Source organism: Nocardia sp. NPDC005998 (assembly GCF_040614395.1).
Lineage (GTDB): Bacteria > Actinomycetota > Actinomycetes > Mycobacteriales > Mycobacteriaceae > Nocardia.
In genome coordinates this window covers 18,875-36,142 of record NZ_JBEXUI010000040.1, presented here as the reverse complement: position 1 = coordinate 36,142, position 17,268 = coordinate 18,875, and the positions used below count along the sequence as shown (strand labels likewise).

The following is a 17,268-nucleotide window of genomic DNA, read 5'->3' as shown; positions in this document are numbered from 1 at the left end:
CGAAACGCAGGTGGCCGAATTCGCGATGTTGTAGTACAAGCATTTTCCGACTGCTGTCGAGTGAGGATCGGCGGCACCGTACCCGGGGGATCATCATGGAATCCGCGCACCCGCCGCGACGTCGGCTCGTCGTCTACGTCGCCGGTCTTTCCGAACCGCCGCACGCGGCCAAGGACCTGTTCAACAAGCTGCGACACGAGCCGGGATACGGGCCCGACGAGGCCGTCTACTGGCAGTTCCCGGAGCCGGTCACCCGGCTGAGCCGGGGCAGTCTGACCGCACGCTGCCGCGATCTCGCCGATCGCATCGACGCGTACTGGAGCGGACCGCGCCGGACCTCGGAGATCGTCCTCATCGGACACAGCATCGGCGGCGTCATGCTCCGCTACGCCTTCCTACAGGCACTGCGCGGTCTCGACGGCCCGCAATTGGCCTGGGCCGATGCGGTCACCCGCATCGTGCTGCTGGCCGCGCCGAACCGCGGCATAGATCTCAACCGCGCGCCATGGCCGTGCCGGATGGCGGCGAAGCTGCTGGCGCCGCTGCTGCGGACGTTCACCGTGCTCGACCTGCTCTGCGGCACACCGTTCATCACCAACCTGCGCATCCGATGGCTGCGCGAAATATCCGATCTCGGCAAAAAGGCGCCGACCGTCGTGCAGGTGCGCGCCACGAATGATTGGGCGGTGGACCGCGAGGACAGCCGCGATCTGGAATCGCTGCCCACCGGCGTACAGAAGTTGATGCCCAATTCGACGCACGGCGATATCGCGTGCACCGGACGCAAGGTCCGCGAGGACTACACCGGGCAGCGCTACGACATCCTGCGCTGGGCCATTACCGAGGATGTCGCCGCTACCGATCCGAGCCCACTGCCCGAGCACGAGGCAACCATCAAGTCGGTTGTGTTCGCACTGCACGGAATTCGGTCCGGCAATGGTGAATGGCCGACCCAACTCGAGTCCAAACTGCACGAGTTCGAGAAGGACGTGCTGGTGGTGACCCCGTCGTACGGGCGGCTGTCGGCCTACGACTTCGCGTTGCCGTTCACCCGGCGCCGCAATCTGCGCTGGTTCGCCGATCAGTACAGCTACTATCGGGCCCGGCATCCCGACGTTCCGTTCCACTTCGTCGGCCACAGCAACGGCACCTATTTGTTCGGACAATCGCTGGAGCAGATTCCGGCGCTGGAATTCCACAATGTCTTCCTGGCGGGCAGTGTGCTGCCCCGCGAATTCGACTGGGTGAAATGCGCCGACAACGGGCAGATCCGCACACTGGTCAATGTGTGCGCGAGCGCCGATAAACCGGTCGCCTGGCTGTGCAGCGCCCTGCGTGGGCTCGGTATGCGCGATGTCGGTGTCGGCGGATTCACCGGATTCGACTCCGTTCCGCCCGGCACGCTGCAGGTGCGCTACATCAAGGGCGGGCACGGTGCGGCCCTGGTGAACCGGCGGCTGCCCGGTGTGGTCGGTTTCGTCCACGACGGCGAACCGCCCTGCGAACCCGAGCACACCGAGCCCACCGAGTTCTTCGGGCTGATGTCGCGTTCCGCTCCCATGGTGACCTCGCTGACCGGTGCGGCGCTGATCGGCCTTGGCTGCCTCACCGTCGCCACGCTCGGCCCGCTGCTCGGCCTCGGTATCGTCGGCGGACTGCTGGCGGCCACCTATGCCGGACTCAAGGTCGCCTGATATTTGTTTTCATGGGAGCCCTCTGGCCCGTGCGACCACGTAGGAGGTACCGGTAGTACCGGATACCCGAGTGGATGCGAGGTGCTGAGATGACCGCGCCGTCGCCGCCACCATCGTCGGCGGCCGTCTCCTCTACGAATACGCCGAATTCGCCCCGGGTTTCGGCACCACCATCCAGGCGGGCACCTTCCGCACCGCCCAGCGAAACGCCAACCGATGAGTTTCCGGGCGCAGTTCCGTCTCAGGTCATGAACGGACCGTATGGACGGGCGGAGGAGGCTCGATGACAGATACCGAGGTGCGTAAGGCGATCGAGGCCGAGCGGGGTGAGTTGGCGGATCTGCTCGGTGGGCTGGACGCCGGGCAGTGGGATGAAGCGACATTGTGCGCGGGGTGGCGGGTGCGGGAGGTCGTCGCGCATATCACCATGCCGTTTCGGCTGACCACACCGAGATTCGCACTCGAAATGCTCAAGGCTCGTGGGAATTTCAACAAGATGGCGGATAAGACAGCACGAGCCGACGCCTCGGTGCTCACGGCCGATGACCTGACAGCCGCGGTGCGGGATAACGTGACTCATCCGTGGAAGCCGCCGGGTGGCGGGTTCGCGGGTGCGCTGAGTCATGACGTCATTCACGGCTTGGATATCACCGTCGCGTTGGGGCTGGACCGGGTGGTTCCGGCGGATCGGATGCGTTTGGTGCTCGGCGCACTCTCGCCGCGCAGTGTCAAGTATTTCGGCGTCGATCTGGACGGGATCGAATTGCGGGCCGACGATCTCGACTTCAGTTACGGCACCGGGTCGGTACTCGCGGGCTCGGCTCAGGATCTGCTGCTGGTGTTGTGTGGGCGGACACTGCCCGCGGGGAGTGTGCGCGGCGACGCGGCCGCGCGATTCACCGCGTCCGAGTAGGCCGCGAGAGTGCCGGTGTTGCCGTCGCGGCGACACCGGCACGTGCTGGATCACCGTGTCCAGCAACGGCATCCGCGGCTCAGTCCTTGGTGAGCAGCTTCGCCCGCAGCGCGTCGAGCGTCGCAGCGTCGACCCCGAGACCGTCACTAAGGAATCGGTCGAACGACCCGTACGACGTCTGGACCTGATCGAAGGCCGCGTCCAGGAAGTCGCGCTGCACACCGAGAATGGGTTCCCACAGTGCGCGATCGGTCACCAGGCCCTGGGCGACGAGCCCATCGAGCAGCGCCTTGTTCCCGGCCGCCAGATTGTCATTGGAATCCAGGAAGTCGCTGTAGATCTGCCCCTTCGGCACATCCAGTGCGCTCATCAGGATCGCGGTCATCCAGCCGGTGCGGTCCTTGCCCGCTGTGCAGTGGTACAGCACCGCACCCTGCGCGGTCGCAATATCCTTGAACGCCTGCGCGAATTGGGCGCGTGCGGACGGATTCGAGACGAACCAGCCGTAGTAATCGCGCATGATCTGGGCGGCCTTGCCGCCGCCGAGCGCCTCCTGCTGCGCGGCCGGTCCGGCCTGGATCAGTCGCGTCACCATGAGGTAGAAGTCATTGGCGGGATCGTAGACCGGCTGCTCGGTGCGGCGAATGGCGGCCGGGAGCTTATCCGGATCGCGACCGGTTTCGGTCGGGCTGCGGAAGTCGATGACCTGACTGATATTGAACGACACCAGTTTCTGCTGGTCGCTCGCATCGAGTTTGGCCAGCGCGTCGGAGCGGTAGACGACGCCGGTCATGAGCTTGCTGCCGCCCTTGGCCGGATAGCCGCCGATATCGCGGGCATTCGGCGCATGCGCCAGACCCAGCGGCCGATCGGCCTGGCCCGGGGAGAGCAGGACGGGCGCGGCCGGACCCGATATTGCCGGACCCGCCGATGCCGGACCGGCCAGCGCCGGGAGGACGCCGACGAGCACTGCGGCGGCGGCCGCGACAGCGCCGCGGTAAGCGCGCGAATTCTTCACGAGGGGTGTTCCTTTCATCATGGGCCGCAAGAGGTCCGCGGCCCAAGCTTCGAGCCGGGCTCAGTCGGCGAGCAGGGTGACCGTCCCGGCCGCACCGTCCACGCGCACGCGCTGACCATCGGCGAGCTGGGTGGTGGCGGTCTTGGTATCGACGACACACGGAATGCCGAACTCGCGAGCGACGATCGCGGCATGCGAAGCGGAGCCGCCGATATCGGTGATCACCGCGGCGGCGTAGGCGAACATGGCGGTGTGCCCGGTATCGGTCACGGCGGCGACCAGAATGTCACCGGGCTCGATATCGTCGTCCAGCGACAGCACCAGCTTCACCCGGCCCTCCACCACACCGGGGCAGACACCGATGCCGGTCAGGCTCTCGTCGGCGGTGAGCGCGGCCGCCTCGGCGACCGGTTCCCAGTGTCCGGCAATGACATCCGGCATCCGGATGGCCTGCAGCCGAAGCCGTTCGGCGCGCCTGCGGGCGACCTTGTCGGCCGCATCGGCCGGGAGGCAGAAGATTTCGTCCAGCGTCAGGTAGCAGGCGTCATCGAGCTCACCCAGCCGACCGGCGCGAACCAGCCGATCCGCCTGCTCGCGCACGGCCAGTCGCAGACAGTGGGTGATCCGGACGACGCCATCGCGCGCTCGTTCCCGCGCAACGGTGGCTCCAGCCGCCATTCGCGCGGTGCGGCTCGGCGACGGATCCACGGGTTCGCGCTTGGGCGCGGGCATTTGTGCGGCGCGGGCGGCAGCGCTCACCAGAAGTGCGGGCCGGTCACCGAAGGTCGGATTGATCAGCTCGCATTCGCCGGGACCGCGGTGGCCGATCCGTACCAGCTCCTCGTCGAGCGCCGCCGCGAAGGCGGGCGATATCGCCCGTGCCGCGGCGATATCGCCGGCGCGCGCCACCTCGGCGAGATCCGCGTCGGCACGGCACAATTCGGCCAGTCGCTCCACCGCGAGCATGGGTTTGGCCGATTCCAAACGGTTCAGGTCGATGGGAACCTCGCCCGCGTCCTTGCCGCGCGCATGGATGGCGGTGGCGGCGCCGGTCATCATCACGCCGATCGCCGCGGCCTGCCAGGCCTGGTGCAGGCGATCGCGCCAGAGCAGGGCGCGCACGTGCAGCTGTTCATCGGTGAGTGCGCGAATATCGCTGGCACTCAACGCTTCCGCATGCGAAGCGGCATTGATCAGCTCCGCCGTCTTCGCGAAGCGGCGCGCGGTGGCAATGACACGGGAGGTCGCGCGCGCCGTCGCCAGGGAGCTGGCGAGCCCGGTCGGCATCGGCGGCTTTCCGTGCGGCTGTAGGGCGATCTCGGCCGGAATATTGCCGTAGGCATCGCGACGGATGCTCTCCTCGTCCCAGCCCGGCATATTCTCCGCGGCCAGCACACCGATCGAGGCATTGATGTAGATGTGATGGCCGAGGACGGTGGTGACCCGACTCGTCCAGTGCTCCAAGGCGATTCCGTCGAGCGCGATCATCTCGCCCATGGCCTCGTTGCTGAGGCGGATCGCACCGGCCTGCAGGTCGATGGTCAGCGGGGTCAGCGGGCCGGGCAGCGCCTCGGAGGTATTGGTTGCGGTGTGCACCGGATAGCGCTCGTCGACCCGATCGTCGAACTCACCCTCCAGCCCGTCGGGCGCGATATCGGCCAGCGGGTGGTTGTCAGAGGTGGCGGCACGGGCGGGAATCACATGCGACGGCAACGGGATAGCGCCGCGACGGGTGCGGAACCCGGCGCCGTCGGGCTTGCGGCCGATCATGCCGCGCATCAGATCGGCGATCACCTCGCGGGCGGTCCAGCCGCAGCGGAAGCCCCATTTCTCCTGTGCGACAGTCGGATCCAACAGCTGCTGCGGGCCGGACCGGCCGGGCACCCGGGACGGGTACCGCACGCCCGCTTCGCGCAACATGCGGCGCACTTCCGCAGTGGTGACCACTCCCGAGGCCGCGAGCTCGACGATCTCCAGCCCATCCGCCCCGCCGGGCGGCAGTGCGGTGGCGGCCAGTACCAGGAAGCGGTCCAGGTCATCGCTGTGCAGCAGCTGGAACCCGTCCGCGGATTTCGAACCGAGGATCGGCTCCAGTGCGCGGCGGGTTTCGTGATCGATCCGGCGGCCCGCTATCGGCGCGGTGCGCACCAGCACACCGTCCGCACCCCGCACTGCGGCCTCGACCTCGGATCGCCGCGCCGAGCGCGCACCCGCGATCACCGGAACCACCACGCGCGCACCGGCATTGCGTGCCGCAGCGGCGACCTCGGCGATGCCACGTCGGGCCAGATGCACGACGCTCGCGCAGCCCTCGACCGCTTGCGCGCAGGCCGCGCGGTTCGCGGGATCTCCGGCCGTGAACTGCACCCGCGGATCGATGCCGCGATGCCACCGCTGGTCCAGTCCGGCCACTTCGTGTCCGGCGGCCAACAGCATGCGCGCCACCGCGCGACCGCTCGGCTCGGTGATTCCGGTGACCAGAACCCGCATCGATTTCCTCTCCTCACTGGCGCCGGAACAGGCAAACGTGACGCCGTTCACACACCATCGCGAGTGCGGGGCTCGGCGACCGGTTCCAGTCCCACTGACCGGGAGCATCCGACTCGACCACCGAGATCATCGTTTCCGCCACCTGGTCGGCCAGCGCAACCTCGAGGCCATGACGGTCCGCAATCCGGTCGCGCCACGCGCGGCGTCCGAGGTGAAGTCCTACGACATCGAGACCGACGTGCTCATTGTCGGATACGGCTGTGCGGGGGCCTGCGCCGCCCACGAGGCGGCGACCGCGGGAGCCGAGGTGCTGGTGGTCGATCGGGCCGGTGGGCCGGGCGGCGCATCGGCAATGTCGGGTGGTGAGATCTACCTCGGTGGCGGTACGCCGATTCAGCGGGCGTGCGGATTCGACGACAGCCCCGAGCAGATGGCGGCATTCCTGGTGGCCGCGCTCGGACCGGGCGCAGACCAGCAGAAGATCGCGCACTACAGCGAGCACAGTGTCGAACATTTCCACTGGCTCGTCGATCGGGGTGTGCCGTTCAAACCGAGTCTCTGGGACGCGCCCGCCTGGGTGCCGCCCACCGATGACGGGCTGATGTGGCTCGGCGAGAACAGTTGGCCCTTTACCGAACTCGCCACCCCGGCCCCGCGTGGCCACCGGCCGACCGCCAATGATTTCGGCGGCAAGCTATTGCTGGACTGCCTGGTGCATGCCACCGAATCCGTCGGTGTGACAGCACAATACGACACCTATGTGACGAATCTGATCCTGGATGCCGACGGTGCGGTGGTCGGTGTCGTGGCCCGTCGCTACGGCCGCGAACTCACCATTCGGGCGCGCCGTGGCTGTGTGCTCAGCACCGGCGGCTTCATCGATAACGACGATATGCTCGCCGCCCACGCGCCCCGGCTGCTCGGCCATACCAAGGTGAGCGCTGGCACCGATGATGGCAGCGGCATCCGGATCGCGCAGGCCGCTGGCGCCGCCGTGCGGCATATGTCGGCCGGTCAGGTCGGTGCCTCGTTGATCCCCGGCTTCGCGGCACGCGGCATCATTGTCAACAATCGCGGCCAGCGCTTCGTCAACGAGGACACCTATCCCGGCCGCATCGGCCAGGCCGCGCTGTTCCGCCAGGATATGAACGTATGGGTAGTGCTCGACGAGCAGGGCTACGAGGAGGTGCCCGAGCGCGAGCGCTGGGGTGTGCGCCCGACCCATGTCGCCGAGTCGGTCGACGAACTCGACGAACTGGTGGCCCTGCCGCCGGGTGCACTCGCCGCCAGCATCACCCGCTACAACGAATTCGCTTCGCGCGGAACCGATCCCGACTTCCACAAGGCGCAGCGTTGGCTGCGCCCGCTGACGCCGCCGCTGGCCGCCATCGATATCAGAGCGGGCGTGCGTCCTCCCTCGGAGTCCGGTGATCGCCGCGGCACCGGAGCCTCCGTATTCACCCTCGGCGGGCTGCACACCACCCTCGACGGCCAGGTCCTCGATCTCAACGGCAGCCCCATCCCCAATCTCTTCGCCGCGGGCCGAGCCAGCTCCGGCTTGCACGGCGAGGGCTATATCAGCGGCACCTCGCTCGGCGACGGCACCTTCTTCGGCCGCAAGGCCGGAGCCGCCGCAGCGCGCAACAAAGCTCACACCTGATCATCCGTCCAGGTGAGTTCGTCCACCTTTTCTTCCCAAGAATGGAAGCAATCACTTTGCACACGGCGTCATCTGCGGCGACGATGCAGAATCGCTGCTCTTCGGCGGGACGGTGCGGGAAGGTGAGACGGATGCGGCTTATCATGATCGACGATGACGCCCAAGGCGGCGACGCCCTAGCGGAGGCGCTCGAACTGCACGGCCATCAGGTCGATCGCAAACACCGCGGCGCCGACCTGCTACTGGCCCACCACGGCTATCACGCCGTCATCCTCGGCCTCGAACTGCCGGATATGGACGGCCTGCAGGTGCTGCGCAAACTGCGCGAGGTCAGCTCGATGCCGGTGGTGATTCTCGGCGATCAGGCCGACGAGCGTTCGATCGTGCTCGGATTGCACAGCGGCGCAGACGATTACATCGTGAAACCGGCGCGTGTCGCCGAATTGGCGGCCCGGCTGGAAGCGGTGACGCGCCGGGTCGGCGTCGCCACCGTCGCGCGCGGTAAGACGGTCGTCAGCGATGACGTCCGGGTGGATCTGGCGGCGCGGCGGGTCGAGGTGGCCGGGGAGCTGGTTCCACTCACCCGGCTGGAGTTCGAGCTGTTGCGGGTGCTGGTCGAGCGGCCCGGCATCGCGGTGAGCCGGGAACAGTTGATGGATTGCGTCTGGGGCGATTCGCTGCTCGCCGTATCGCGCAAGCTCTACGTGCATATGGCCGCATTGCGCGCCAAACTGGACCGCCCCGAACTGATCACGAATATCCGCGGCTACGGCTACCGATGGGGTCCGGACCCCTACGAGACCGCCGAAGCGGCGAAGCTCCTGAAAGCGGTATAGCGCAGCACTCCTGCCCGGTATTCCGATCACCGGGACTGCTCCCCGCGTTGCCGCCGCGGTCGCCATAGCGTCGAAACCACGGCGCCGTTCGGCGAACCCAGGAACACAGGAGGAGTCCCGCATGAGCTCAGCATCGCGCAGCGATTCGATGAGGGGTGGTGGCCGGGTGACGGGTGGGCCCAATAAGGTGCTCGATCGGGTCCGGGATCTGCTCCCGGCGATTCGGGAGCGGGCCGCGGAGACCGATCTGGCGCGGCGGGTTCCCGTGGCGAGCATCCGGGAACTGACCGAGGCGGGGGTGTTCCGCATGCTGCAGCCGTCCCGCTTCGGTGGTGAGGAAGCCTCGCCGGTGGCGTTCTACGAGGTCATTCGCGCGATCGCATCGGCGTGCCCGTCCACCGGCTGGGTGTCATCGGTGCTCGGCGTGCACCCGTGGCAGCTCGCGCTGTTTCCGCTGGCGGCGCAGGAGGAGGTGTGGGGTCTGGACTCCGATACGCTCATCTCCTCGTCCTATGCACCGACCGGCCGCCTCACCCCGGTTGAAGGCGGTTATGAGGTCAGCGGACGGTGGAGTTTCTCCTCCGGCTGCGATCACGCCCAATGGGCGTTCCTCGGCGCACTCGCACCGGATGAGCACGGCAATCCCAAGGACTATCTGACAATCCTGGTGCCGCGCAAGGACTATCAGATCGATGACGTCTGGCATGTGGTCGGCCTGTCCGGCACCGGCAGCAACGATATCGTCATCGAGAAGGCCTTCGTACCGCATCACCGCGCCTACAGCGCCACCGAACAATCGCAGCTGCGCGGACCGGGCCAGGAGGCCAATCCCGCTGCGCTGTACAAGATTCCGTTCGCAGGTGTGTTCTCCAACACCATTACCGCGCCCATTATCGGCGCCGCACAGGGCGCCTACGAGGCGCATATCGAGCGGATGCGCGAACGGGTGCGGCTGTCCTACGGCGGGCAGAAGGTCGCCGAGGACGGATTCGCGCATGTGCGGGTCGCCCGCGCGGGTTCGGAGATCGACGCGGCCATCCTGCAGATGGAGCACAATATCTCCGAACAATTGCGTTATGCCGAAGCGGGCGAAGAGATTCCGTACGAGGTCCGGCTGCGCACCCGGCGCGATCAGGTGCGCGGCACCGAGCGCGCGATCCAGGCCATCGAATTGCTGTTCGACAACTCCGGTGGGCACTCGATCCGCAAACCCAATCCGATCGAACGACACTGGCGCGACGCACACGCGGGCAGTGTGCACGTGATCAACGATGTCGAACGGGCCCTGGCCATGTTCGGCCGCGGTGAATTCGGACTGCCGGTCGAAGATCGGATGGTCTGATGGACGCGGCGGATACCAGTCGCCATATCACCGTCGACGGGCTGAAACTTCGCTATCACGAGGCGGGTTCGGGTCCACCGCTGGTGCTGCTGCACGGATCCGGTCCCGGTGTGTCGGGTTGGGCCAACTTCGGTGCGAACCTGCCCGTACTCGCCCAGCATTTCCGCTGCCTGATCCTGGACCAGCCGGGTTTCGGCGCGAGCGAGCGCCCCGAGGTGTACGAGCGCAACTACCTGCGCATCTCCGCCGATGCGGTGGTCGGGCTGCTCGATCAGCTCGCCCTGCCCAGCGTGCACCTGCTCGGCAACTCCATGGGCGGCGCGGTGGCGACGCTGGTGGCGCTCGAACACGGTCAGCGGGTCGATCGGCTGGTGCTCATGGCGCCCGGCGGCGTCGGGGTCAATGTGCTGGGACCCGAACCGTCCGAGGGGATTCGGCGGTTGCTCGACTTCACCGCCGAACCCACCCGGGAGCGGGTGCTGGCCTGGCTGCGGACCATGGTGTTCGACGACGCGGTGCTCACCGATGAACTCGTCGACAACCGATTGGCCACGGCCGCGGATCCGGCCGCCATCGCGGCTATCCGCGACGCCTATGCGACCTTCGCGAATCCCGCTTTCGCGGAGGCGGTTCCGCTGTGGGCGCGGCTGCGCGCACTGCGCCACGAGGTGTTGATGCTGTGGGGTCGCGATGATCGGGTCACCCCGGTCGAGGGCGCGCTGCTGCCGTCGCGTCAGCTGCCCCGTGCCGATCTGCGGCTGTTCGGACGGTGCGGACATTGGGTGCAGATCGAACGCAAGGACGCGTTCGAGCGTGCGGTCATCGATTTCCTGACCTCAGGTCTGTAGCGCCCTACCGCAGCGTCACCAGCATGGTGTCCGGTCGACGTTGCGGGAATTCGGGGGCATCGGTCGCGGGTCCGGCGTTAGAGTCGCCCCGTGACATGGACCGCACCCGAAATCACTAGAACCAAGCCGCCGCTGATTGCCGACGAGCGGATCATGCTGCAATCATGGCTCGACCTGCACCGTCGGACCCTACAGTGGAAATGCGCCGGACTAGCGGCCGAGCAGTTGAAACGTCGATGTGTCGCACCGTCGACGCTCTCGCTGCTCGGCCTGGTCCGCCATCTCACCGAATGCGAACGCGGCTGGTTCCGCATCGCCGCCTGTGGTGCATCGCTGGACTATCTCTACTGCAGCGAGGGCAACCCCGACGGCGATCTCGACGATATCGCCGATGCCGACGCCGCCGCGGATCTCGCGGCGCTGCGGTCCGAAATCGAACTGGCCGACGCCGCCGTCGCCGACCTGCCGCTCGAGCACGTCTTCAGCTATCGCGCCACCGAATACAACCTGCGCTGGGTCTATGTGCACATGATCGAGGAATACGCGCGACACAATGGTCACGCCGATTTTCTGCGCGAACGCATCGACGGCGCGACCGGTGACTGAACCGGCTCAGAGCTGATTGTGGCTGACCCACCCGGCGATCTGGGTGCGCGAGGTGAAGCCGAGTTTGGTGAGTATGTGATCGACGTGGCTCTCCGCGGTCCGGATCGAAATCACCAGTTCGCTCGCGATGTTCTTATTGCTGTAGCCCGCCGCGACCAACCGCGCCACATCCCGCTCACGACGGGTAAGAACGTCTGCCGCAACGGATTTCACCGGTTGCGCGGCCGGACGCGGCTCGGTGCCGAGGGCATAGCCGACCGCATCCTCCAGCCCAAGGGCCGCGCCCGCGTCGAAGGCGGTGCGAAACTCCCTCTCGCCCATCGCATCGCGCACCTGCAGACGCACCTTATCGCCGACGACCTCGGTCATCTCATGGGCGAGCCGCTGGGTACTGCCGCGCCGCACCGTCGATGCGGCACCCATCAACCGCGCCGCCCGCTGCAGATCGCCATCGGCGGTCGCCGCCCACGCCAGCCCGTCGAATCCGGAGGCCGTCCACACGCACCGGTCGAACAGACTGAACAGCTCGACCGCCTTGCGCAGATCCTTTATGGCCTTGTCTTGCGCACCTTCTCGCCAGTGGTAGGTCCCGACCGCCCAATAGCCCAACCCGCCGAGCAGATGCGAGCCGTACTCCTTCGTCTTGGCGAGGAACCGATCCGCGATGGCACCCGCGCGTTCGTCGTCCAGCACCAGCGCGCATACATAGGCGAATGCCAGGCTCTCCATTTCGACTCCGTGGTGTGCGCAGGCTCGCGCGCGGTCCGAGGCGGCCTCGGCGATATCGAGTGCCCGCATCGGATCGTCGTTGGCGAATGCCAGCAGCGCGGACAGCAGGGCATGTTCGACGAGTACGTCCTCGGTATCGAGTTCGTTGGCGATTTCCAGACATTCACCGGCGAATCGGGTCGCCGTCTCGGGATCGGCGAGCATGGCGGCGATCACCGAGGCGGCGGCCAGTGCCCGCGCCCGATCCTTCGTATGGTCGAGATCCTTGTCCAAGGCCTCCAGCAGCCAGCGATAGCCCTCCAACAGGAATCGGTAGTGCTCCCAGAACGGCCGCAGTTCCGTCGCGATTTCCAGCGCGCGATGTGCGCTGTCCGAATCGGCGAGCGAGAACTGCAGTGCCGCACGCATATTCGGATGTTCCCGGGTGACGTCGCGGAACCAGGTGACATCCTCACTACCCCAGTACGCGGTGCGCCCCCGCTGCGCGACCCGGTGATAGTGGTCGCGATGGCGTACTCGCACCGCCCGTTCACCGCCGTGCGCGACCAGGCGCGCCAAGGCGAACTGGCGCAGCGGCTCGAGCATGGTGTACCGGCCGGTGCCGTCGGCGTCCTGGCGATGACCGAGGACGGATTTGTCGACCAACCCGGTCAGCGCGTCCAGCAGCGCATCGGCCGGATCGACGATACAGACCGCCTCCGCGGCCTCGAGATCGAAGCCGCCGGCGAACACCGATAGCTGCTCCCATAGATGCTGTTCATCGGGTGTGCACAGGTCATAGCTCCACCGAATGGCGGCCTCCAGGGTCTGCTGACGCTCCGGCGCGGTCCGCAACCCGGTGGTGAGCAGCCGCATCGCATCGTCCAGGCGCGCGAGCACCTGATCCGGGGTGAACATCCGCAACCGCAAGGCCGCAAGTTCCAATGCCAGCGGAATGCCCTCGAGGCGACGGCAGATCGCCGCGAGCGCCCCGCGATTGGCATCGGTGACCTGGAAGTCCGGATTCGCCGCTACCGCCCGATCGATCAGCAACCGCAGCGCGTCGCTATCGACCTGCGCCGGGTGCGGTGCCTGGGCATCCCCGTCCACCTCCGGCACCGCGAGCGGCGCCACCGGCATGACCTGCTCGCCCGAAACCCCCAGCGGTTCGCGGCTGGTCGCGAGAATACGCACATTCGTCGTCGCCGGAATCAGCCGGTCCACCAAGGCCGCACACGCGTCGATCAGGTGCTCGCAGTTGTCCAGGATCAACAGCAGACTCTTGTCCGCCAGATAGTCGGTCAGGCTCACGACCGGCGAACGGGTGTCATCGCGCAGACCCAAGGTCTGCGCGACGCTCAGCGCCACCAGTTCCCCGTCGTGCACATGCGCGACCTCGACGAACCACACGCCGTCGGGAAACGCGCGCCGCACCGCCTCCCCGACCCGCCGACCGAGCCGGGTCTTGCCGACGCCACCCGGCCCGGTCAGCGTGAGCACACGCGTGCTGGACAGCAGCTTGCGCGCCATGGCGACCTCGGCGCCACGACCGACGAAGCTCGTCACCTCAGCGGGGAGGTTCCCTGTCTCGTGCCGCACCACGCTGCATACCTTTTCACGTGTGGCCGCCGTCTCGGGCATTTTGACCGAGATGTCGGATTCGCGGCCAGTTCGCTAGTCGACCACCAGCGTATTCGCCGCGCGCATGACCGCGGCCATCGAGGCCGCGAGTACGGAATCACTGCGTCCGCAGGCCCATCCGGTGCGCTCGCCGCGGCGGTATTCCAGGTAGGTGATCGCGGTGCCGCTGTTCCCCGAGCCGATCGACTGCTGGATCAGGCCGAGCACCTCGACCGGATAGCCGACCCGAGCCAATGCCGCGGTGAGCGCCTCGATCGGACCGACACCGCGAAATTCGGTCGCGCCGCCGATGGTGAGCGTGACCTCGGTGACCGCGTCGTCCGCCGCGCCGGTGGTTCGCCATGCCCGCAAACCGACCGACTCCGCCATAGTGCCCAGGTATCTCGCCTCGAACAACTCGTACAGTTCGGCGGCGGTGATCTCCAGACCGGTGTCGTCGGCTCGTGCCTGGACGTGTCGGGCGAAATCGATCTGCAGTCGGCGTGGCAGATCCAGACCGTATTCGGTGTGCAGCAGATACGCGATACCACCCTTACCGGACTGGGAATTCACCCGGATGACCGCGTCGTAGCTACGGCCGATATCGGCCGGATCGATCGGCAGATACGGAACCCGCCAGTCGAGTTCGTGTTCGGCGATCCCGGTGGCGGCGGCCCGGTCGCGGTGTTCGGCCATCCCCTTCTTGATCGCGTCCTGATGGGTGCCGGAGAACGCGGTGTGCACGAGATCGCCTACGTACGGATGCCTTTCGTGGATGGACATGCGCGTGCAGTACTCGACGGTCCGGCGGATCTCATCGATATCGGAGAAGTCGATCATCGGATCCACACCCTGGGCATGCAGATTCAGCGCCAGGGTGGCGATATCGACATTGCCGGTGCGTTCACCATTGCCGAAGACACAGCCCTCCACGCGCTGGGCACCCGCGAGTACGGCCAGTTCCGCACACGCGATGCCGGTGCCGCGGTCGTTGTGCGGATGTACGGACAGGATCACGCTCGCGCGCCTGGCCAGATTCTTGTGCATATATTCGATCTGGTCGGCATAGACATTCGGCGTCGCGACCTCCACGGTGGCGGGCAGATTCAGGATCACCGGGCGCCGCGGCGTGGCGTCCCACAGCGTCGTCATGCGGTCACAGATATCGAGTACGAAATCCGGCTCGGTCAGGTTGAAGACCTCGGGCGAGAATTCGAATCGCACATTCGGCAGGTCACCGGCGAATTCGAGGACATCACGCCCGCCGGACAGGATCAGCTCGCGCAACTCGGCAGTGTCCTTGTCCAGCACCACATTTCGCCAGGTTGGTGCGGTCGCCGTGTACATGTGGATGACGACCTCGTTGCGGATGCCGCGCACCGACGCCACCGTGCGCTCGATGAGATCGCGGCGGGCCGGGGTGAAGACGACGATCGCGACATCCGCCGGCGCGATATCGGTGCGGGCGAGCAGCCGGACGAAGTCGAAATCGGTCTGCGATGCGGAGGGGTAGCCGACCTCGATCTCCTTGTAGCCCATGGCGACCAACAGTTCGAAGAACCGCCGTTTGCGCACCGGATCCATCGGCTCGGCCAGCGCCTGGTTGCCGTCACGCAGATCGACCGGCACCCACAGCGGCGCATCGGTGAGCCGGGCATCGGGCCAATCGCGCTGGGTCAGTGGCACTTCCACGCGATCGTAGATATCGCGATAGCGGTGCGAGGGCATTCGCGAATGCCGCTGCCGGTTCCACACCGGGGCATCGGCCGCCAGCGCACCGGACGGCGTGGCAATGGTGGGGAAAGTGCTCATGATTACTGCTTCCTGGCCGTCGCGGCCGTCACGGAGAGGTGACCGGCCACGACGCAGCCCCACGGTGGGGAGGCCGGTCGTTAGGCCCCGCCGTGGCGGCTGAGCAGAAGCATGGTGCGCATGATTGCTAGACTATACACAACTCCTCAGACAAGTAGAGAGGTTGCGATGGTCTCGCAGGTACGGCGCCAGCCGCTGGCGGCGCAGGCGGCCGAACTGCTGCTCACCCGCATCCGGGACGGGGAATGGCCACTGGGACATCGCCTTCCGGGCGAGACGACCTTGGCCGCACAGCTCGGTGTCGGCAGATCCACACTGCGCGAGGCGATCCGCGAATTGGCCGGCAAGGGCGTGCTCGACAGTCGTCAGGGCGCCGGGGTTTTCGTCACCGCCCTCGACGTCACCGAGGAATGGGACGTCGTACTGCGCCGCGCCACCATCGCCGCGGTTATCGAGGCCCGCATCGCCATCGAGGCCGAGGCCGCCGCCCTGGCCGCACAGCGCCGCACCCCCGGCGATCTGCGCGCCATCCGCCGGGCACTGGCCGCGCGGGAGGCACACGGCGAACCGATCGCCGACCATGTGGATGCCGATATGGCCTTCCACCGCGCCGTCATCGTTGCCGCGCACAACGATGTGCTGACCCAACTCTTCGACACCTTCCTGCCCCGGCTGCGGGTGGCCATGATCGACATGCTCAAAATCCGCCCGGTCCCGTCCGAACCCGCCGACCACGACGCGCACATTCGGCTCACCGATGCGATCGCACACCGAAATCCCAGTGCCGCAGCCGAATTCAGCCGCTCCCACCTGACGACCCTCAAACAAGCGTTCTCGTGATCACCCGGCGGTCGCATTGCACTACGGCGCGCATCGCCGAAACGACAGCGTTCGACCCGAACGGAGATCTCCCGTGACCGAACCCCCCGTACTCCAACTCACCGATGTCACCTTCCGCCGCGAGGGCAAACAGATCATCGACGGCATCTCGCTGACCGTGCGCGCGGGCCAACACTGGGCACTGCTCGGCCCCAATGGCGCGGGTAAGAGCACCCTGCTCGGCTTCTGCGCCGCGGTCACCTTCCCGACCTCGGGCACCGTCGATATCCTCGGCCAGCGCATGGGCCGCATCGACCTCGCCGCATTGCGCCACTCGATCGGGCATGTCAATCCCCGCCACCCACTGCGCTCTGCGCTGACCGTCCGCGAGGTCGTGCTCACCGGCCTCACTGCCACCATCGACACCCCGATGCGCTGGACGCCGACACCCGATGACCTGCGCCGCGCGGACACCATGATCGATACCGTCGGTCTGGAGGGCAAGGCCGACGAGATCTGGCCGACGCTGTCGCAGGGCGAACGCGGCCGAACCCTGATCGCCCGGGCCCTCATCGCCGAACCGCGCCTACTGCTGTTCGACGAGCCCTCCACCGGACTCGATGTGGCGGCGCGCGAACAACTGCTCGAGACCATCGACGCGCTCGGCGAAACCCATCCTGAGGTCGCATCGATACTGGTCACGCATCATTTGGAGGAGCTGCCGAGCACCACAACCCACGCGCTGCTGATCGCCGGTGGGCGCACGGTCGCCGCCGGACCCGCGGTCGATACGGTCACGACACAGACCGTATCCACCGCCTTCGACCACCCAGTGACCGTGCGCTACGACGGCGGCCGCTGGACAGCGCGTGCCGCGGTCCGCGCCTGGCCGGCATGAGCAG

At 67.0% G+C, this 17,268-nt stretch carries 13 protein-coding genes; 9 read left to right on the top strand and 4 right to left on the bottom strand.

Translation table 11 applies throughout. The annotated features are described in order from the left end of the window. The first annotated feature begins 95 nt into the window (after positions 1 to 95). Together ABZ293_RS34745 and ABZ293_RS34740 are read left to right on the top strand one after the other, a co-directional pair. Positions 96 to 1,694 (top strand): hypothetical protein, encoded by a 1,599-nt coding sequence (locus ABZ293_RS34745; RefSeq protein ID WP_355187722.1) that lies wholly within the window; start codon positions 96 to 98, stop codon positions 1,692 to 1,694. Between the two features lie 283 nt (positions 1,695 to 1,977). Then, positions 1,978 to 2,607: a maleylpyruvate isomerase family mycothiol-dependent enzyme gene (locus ABZ293_RS34740; RefSeq protein WP_355187720.1), complete on the top strand. Its 630-nt coding sequence runs from the start codon at positions 1,978 to 1,980 to the stop codon at positions 2,605 to 2,607. Positions 2,608 to 2,686: 79 nt separating this feature from the next. On the opposite strand, the gene ABZ293_RS34735 is transcribed toward ABZ293_RS34740, so the two are convergent. Both ABZ293_RS34735 and ABZ293_RS34730 read right to left on the bottom strand, forming a co-directional pair. After that, positions 2,687 to 3,625, bottom strand: a complete 939-nt coding sequence (locus tag ABZ293_RS34735; protein WP_355187718.1) for a tyrosine-protein phosphatase — start codon at positions 3,623 to 3,625, stop codon at positions 2,687 to 2,689. Positions 3,626 to 3,685: 60 nt separating this feature from the next. Further along, positions 3,686 to 6,115, bottom strand: coding sequence for a PEP-utilizing enzyme (locus ABZ293_RS34730; RefSeq protein WP_355187716.1), 2,430 nt, complete (start codon positions 6,113 to 6,115; stop codon positions 3,686 to 3,688). Positions 6,116 to 6,284: 169 nt separating this feature from the next. Between ABZ293_RS34730 and ABZ293_RS34725 the strand changes: the two genes are divergently transcribed. The 5 genes from ABZ293_RS34725 (at position 6,285) to ABZ293_RS34705 (ending at position 11,407) form a co-directional block, all read left to right on the top strand. Next, positions 6,285 to 7,775: an FAD-dependent oxidoreductase gene (locus ABZ293_RS34725; protein WP_355187715.1), complete on the top strand. Its 1,491-nt coding sequence runs from the start codon at positions 6,285 to 6,287 to the stop codon at positions 7,773 to 7,775. Between the two features lie 131 nt (positions 7,776 to 7,906). Next, positions 7,907 to 8,611: a response regulator transcription factor gene (locus ABZ293_RS34720; protein WP_355187713.1), complete on the top strand. Its 705-nt coding sequence runs from the start codon at positions 7,907 to 7,909 to the stop codon at positions 8,609 to 8,611. Between the two features lie 121 nt (positions 8,612 to 8,732). Then, the gene (gene hsaA / locus ABZ293_RS34715) at positions 8,733 to 9,953 is read left to right on the top strand and encodes a 3-hydroxy-9,10-secoandrosta-1,3,5(10)-triene-9,17-dione monooxygenase oxygenase subunit (RefSeq protein WP_355187711.1); all 1,221 of its coding nucleotides are present in this window, start codon (positions 8,733 to 8,735) and stop codon (positions 9,951 to 9,953) included. Next, a complete protein-coding gene (locus ABZ293_RS34710) occupies positions 9,953 to 10,801 on the top strand; it encodes an alpha/beta fold hydrolase (protein WP_355187709.1) in 849 nt (282 codons plus the stop codon). Before hsaA ends, ABZ293_RS34710 begins: the two co-directional genes overlap by 1 nt. 90 nt (positions 10,802 to 10,891) lie before the next feature. Further along, complete coding sequence (locus ABZ293_RS34705; protein ID WP_355187707.1) at positions 10,892 to 11,407, top strand: DinB family protein; 516 nt, start codon at positions 10,892 to 10,894, stop codon at positions 11,405 to 11,407. Between the two features lie 6 nt (positions 11,408 to 11,413). Here ABZ293_RS34705 and ABZ293_RS34700 read toward each other — a convergent pair whose 3' ends face one another. Next, positions 11,414 to 13,717, bottom strand: a complete 2,304-nt coding sequence (locus ABZ293_RS34700; protein WP_355187705.1) for a LuxR C-terminal-related transcriptional regulator — start codon at positions 13,715 to 13,717, stop codon at positions 11,414 to 11,416. A gap of 72 nt (positions 13,718 to 13,789) precedes the next feature. Next, positions 13,790 to 15,463 carry a 2-isopropylmalate synthase gene (locus ABZ293_RS34695; RefSeq protein WP_355187783.1) on the bottom strand — a complete coding sequence of 558 codons (1,674 nt, stop codon included), beginning with the start codon at positions 15,461 to 15,463 and terminating at the stop codon, positions 13,790 to 13,792. Positions 15,464 to 15,715: 252 nt separating this feature from the next. Between ABZ293_RS34695 and ABZ293_RS34690 the strand changes: the two genes are divergently transcribed. Beyond that, positions 15,716 to 16,387 carry an FCD domain-containing protein gene (locus ABZ293_RS34690; RefSeq protein WP_355187703.1) on the top strand — a complete coding sequence of 224 codons (672 nt, stop codon included), beginning with the start codon at positions 15,716 to 15,718 and terminating at the stop codon, positions 16,385 to 16,387. 73 nt (positions 16,388 to 16,460) lie between these two features. Then, positions 16,461 to 17,264, top strand: coding sequence for an ATP-binding cassette domain-containing protein (locus tag ABZ293_RS34685; protein ID WP_355187701.1), 804 nt, complete (start codon positions 16,461 to 16,463; stop codon positions 17,262 to 17,264). Positions 17,265 to 17,268 lie beyond the last annotated feature (4 nt).

Excerpts from the sequence above, each read along its gene's own strand:
- ABZ293_RS34745 (WP_355187722.1), top strand. The coding sequence starts at position 96 with ATGGAATCCGCGCACCCGCCGCGACGTCGGCTCGTCGTCTACGTCGCC.
- ABZ293_RS34740 (WP_355187720.1), top strand. The coding sequence starts at position 1,978 with ATGACAGATACCGAGGTGCGTAAGGCGATCGAGGCCGAGCGGGGTGAG.
- ABZ293_RS34730 (WP_355187716.1), bottom strand. The coding sequence starts at position 6,115 with ATGCGGGTTCTGGTCACCGGAATCACCGAGCCGAGCGGTCGCGCGGTG.
- ABZ293_RS34725 (WP_355187715.1), top strand. The coding sequence starts at position 6,285 with ATGACGGTCCGCAATCCGGTCGCGCCACGCGCGGCGTCCGAGGTGAAG.
- ABZ293_RS34720 (WP_355187713.1), top strand. The coding sequence starts at position 7,907 with ATGCGGCTTATCATGATCGACGATGACGCCCAAGGCGGCGACGCCCTA.
- hsaA (WP_355187711.1), top strand. The coding sequence starts at position 8,733 with ATGAGCTCAGCATCGCGCAGCGATTCGATGAGGGGTGGTGGCCGGGTG.
- ABZ293_RS34710 (WP_355187709.1), top strand. The coding sequence starts at position 9,953 with ATGGACGCGGCGGATACCAGTCGCCATATCACCGTCGACGGGCTGAAA.
- ABZ293_RS34695 (WP_355187783.1), bottom strand. The coding sequence starts at position 15,463 with ATGCCCTCGCACCGCTATCGCGATATCTACGATCGCGTGGAAGTGCCA.
- ABZ293_RS34690 (WP_355187703.1), top strand. The coding sequence starts at position 15,716 with ATGGTCTCGCAGGTACGGCGCCAGCCGCTGGCGGCGCAGGCGGCCGAA.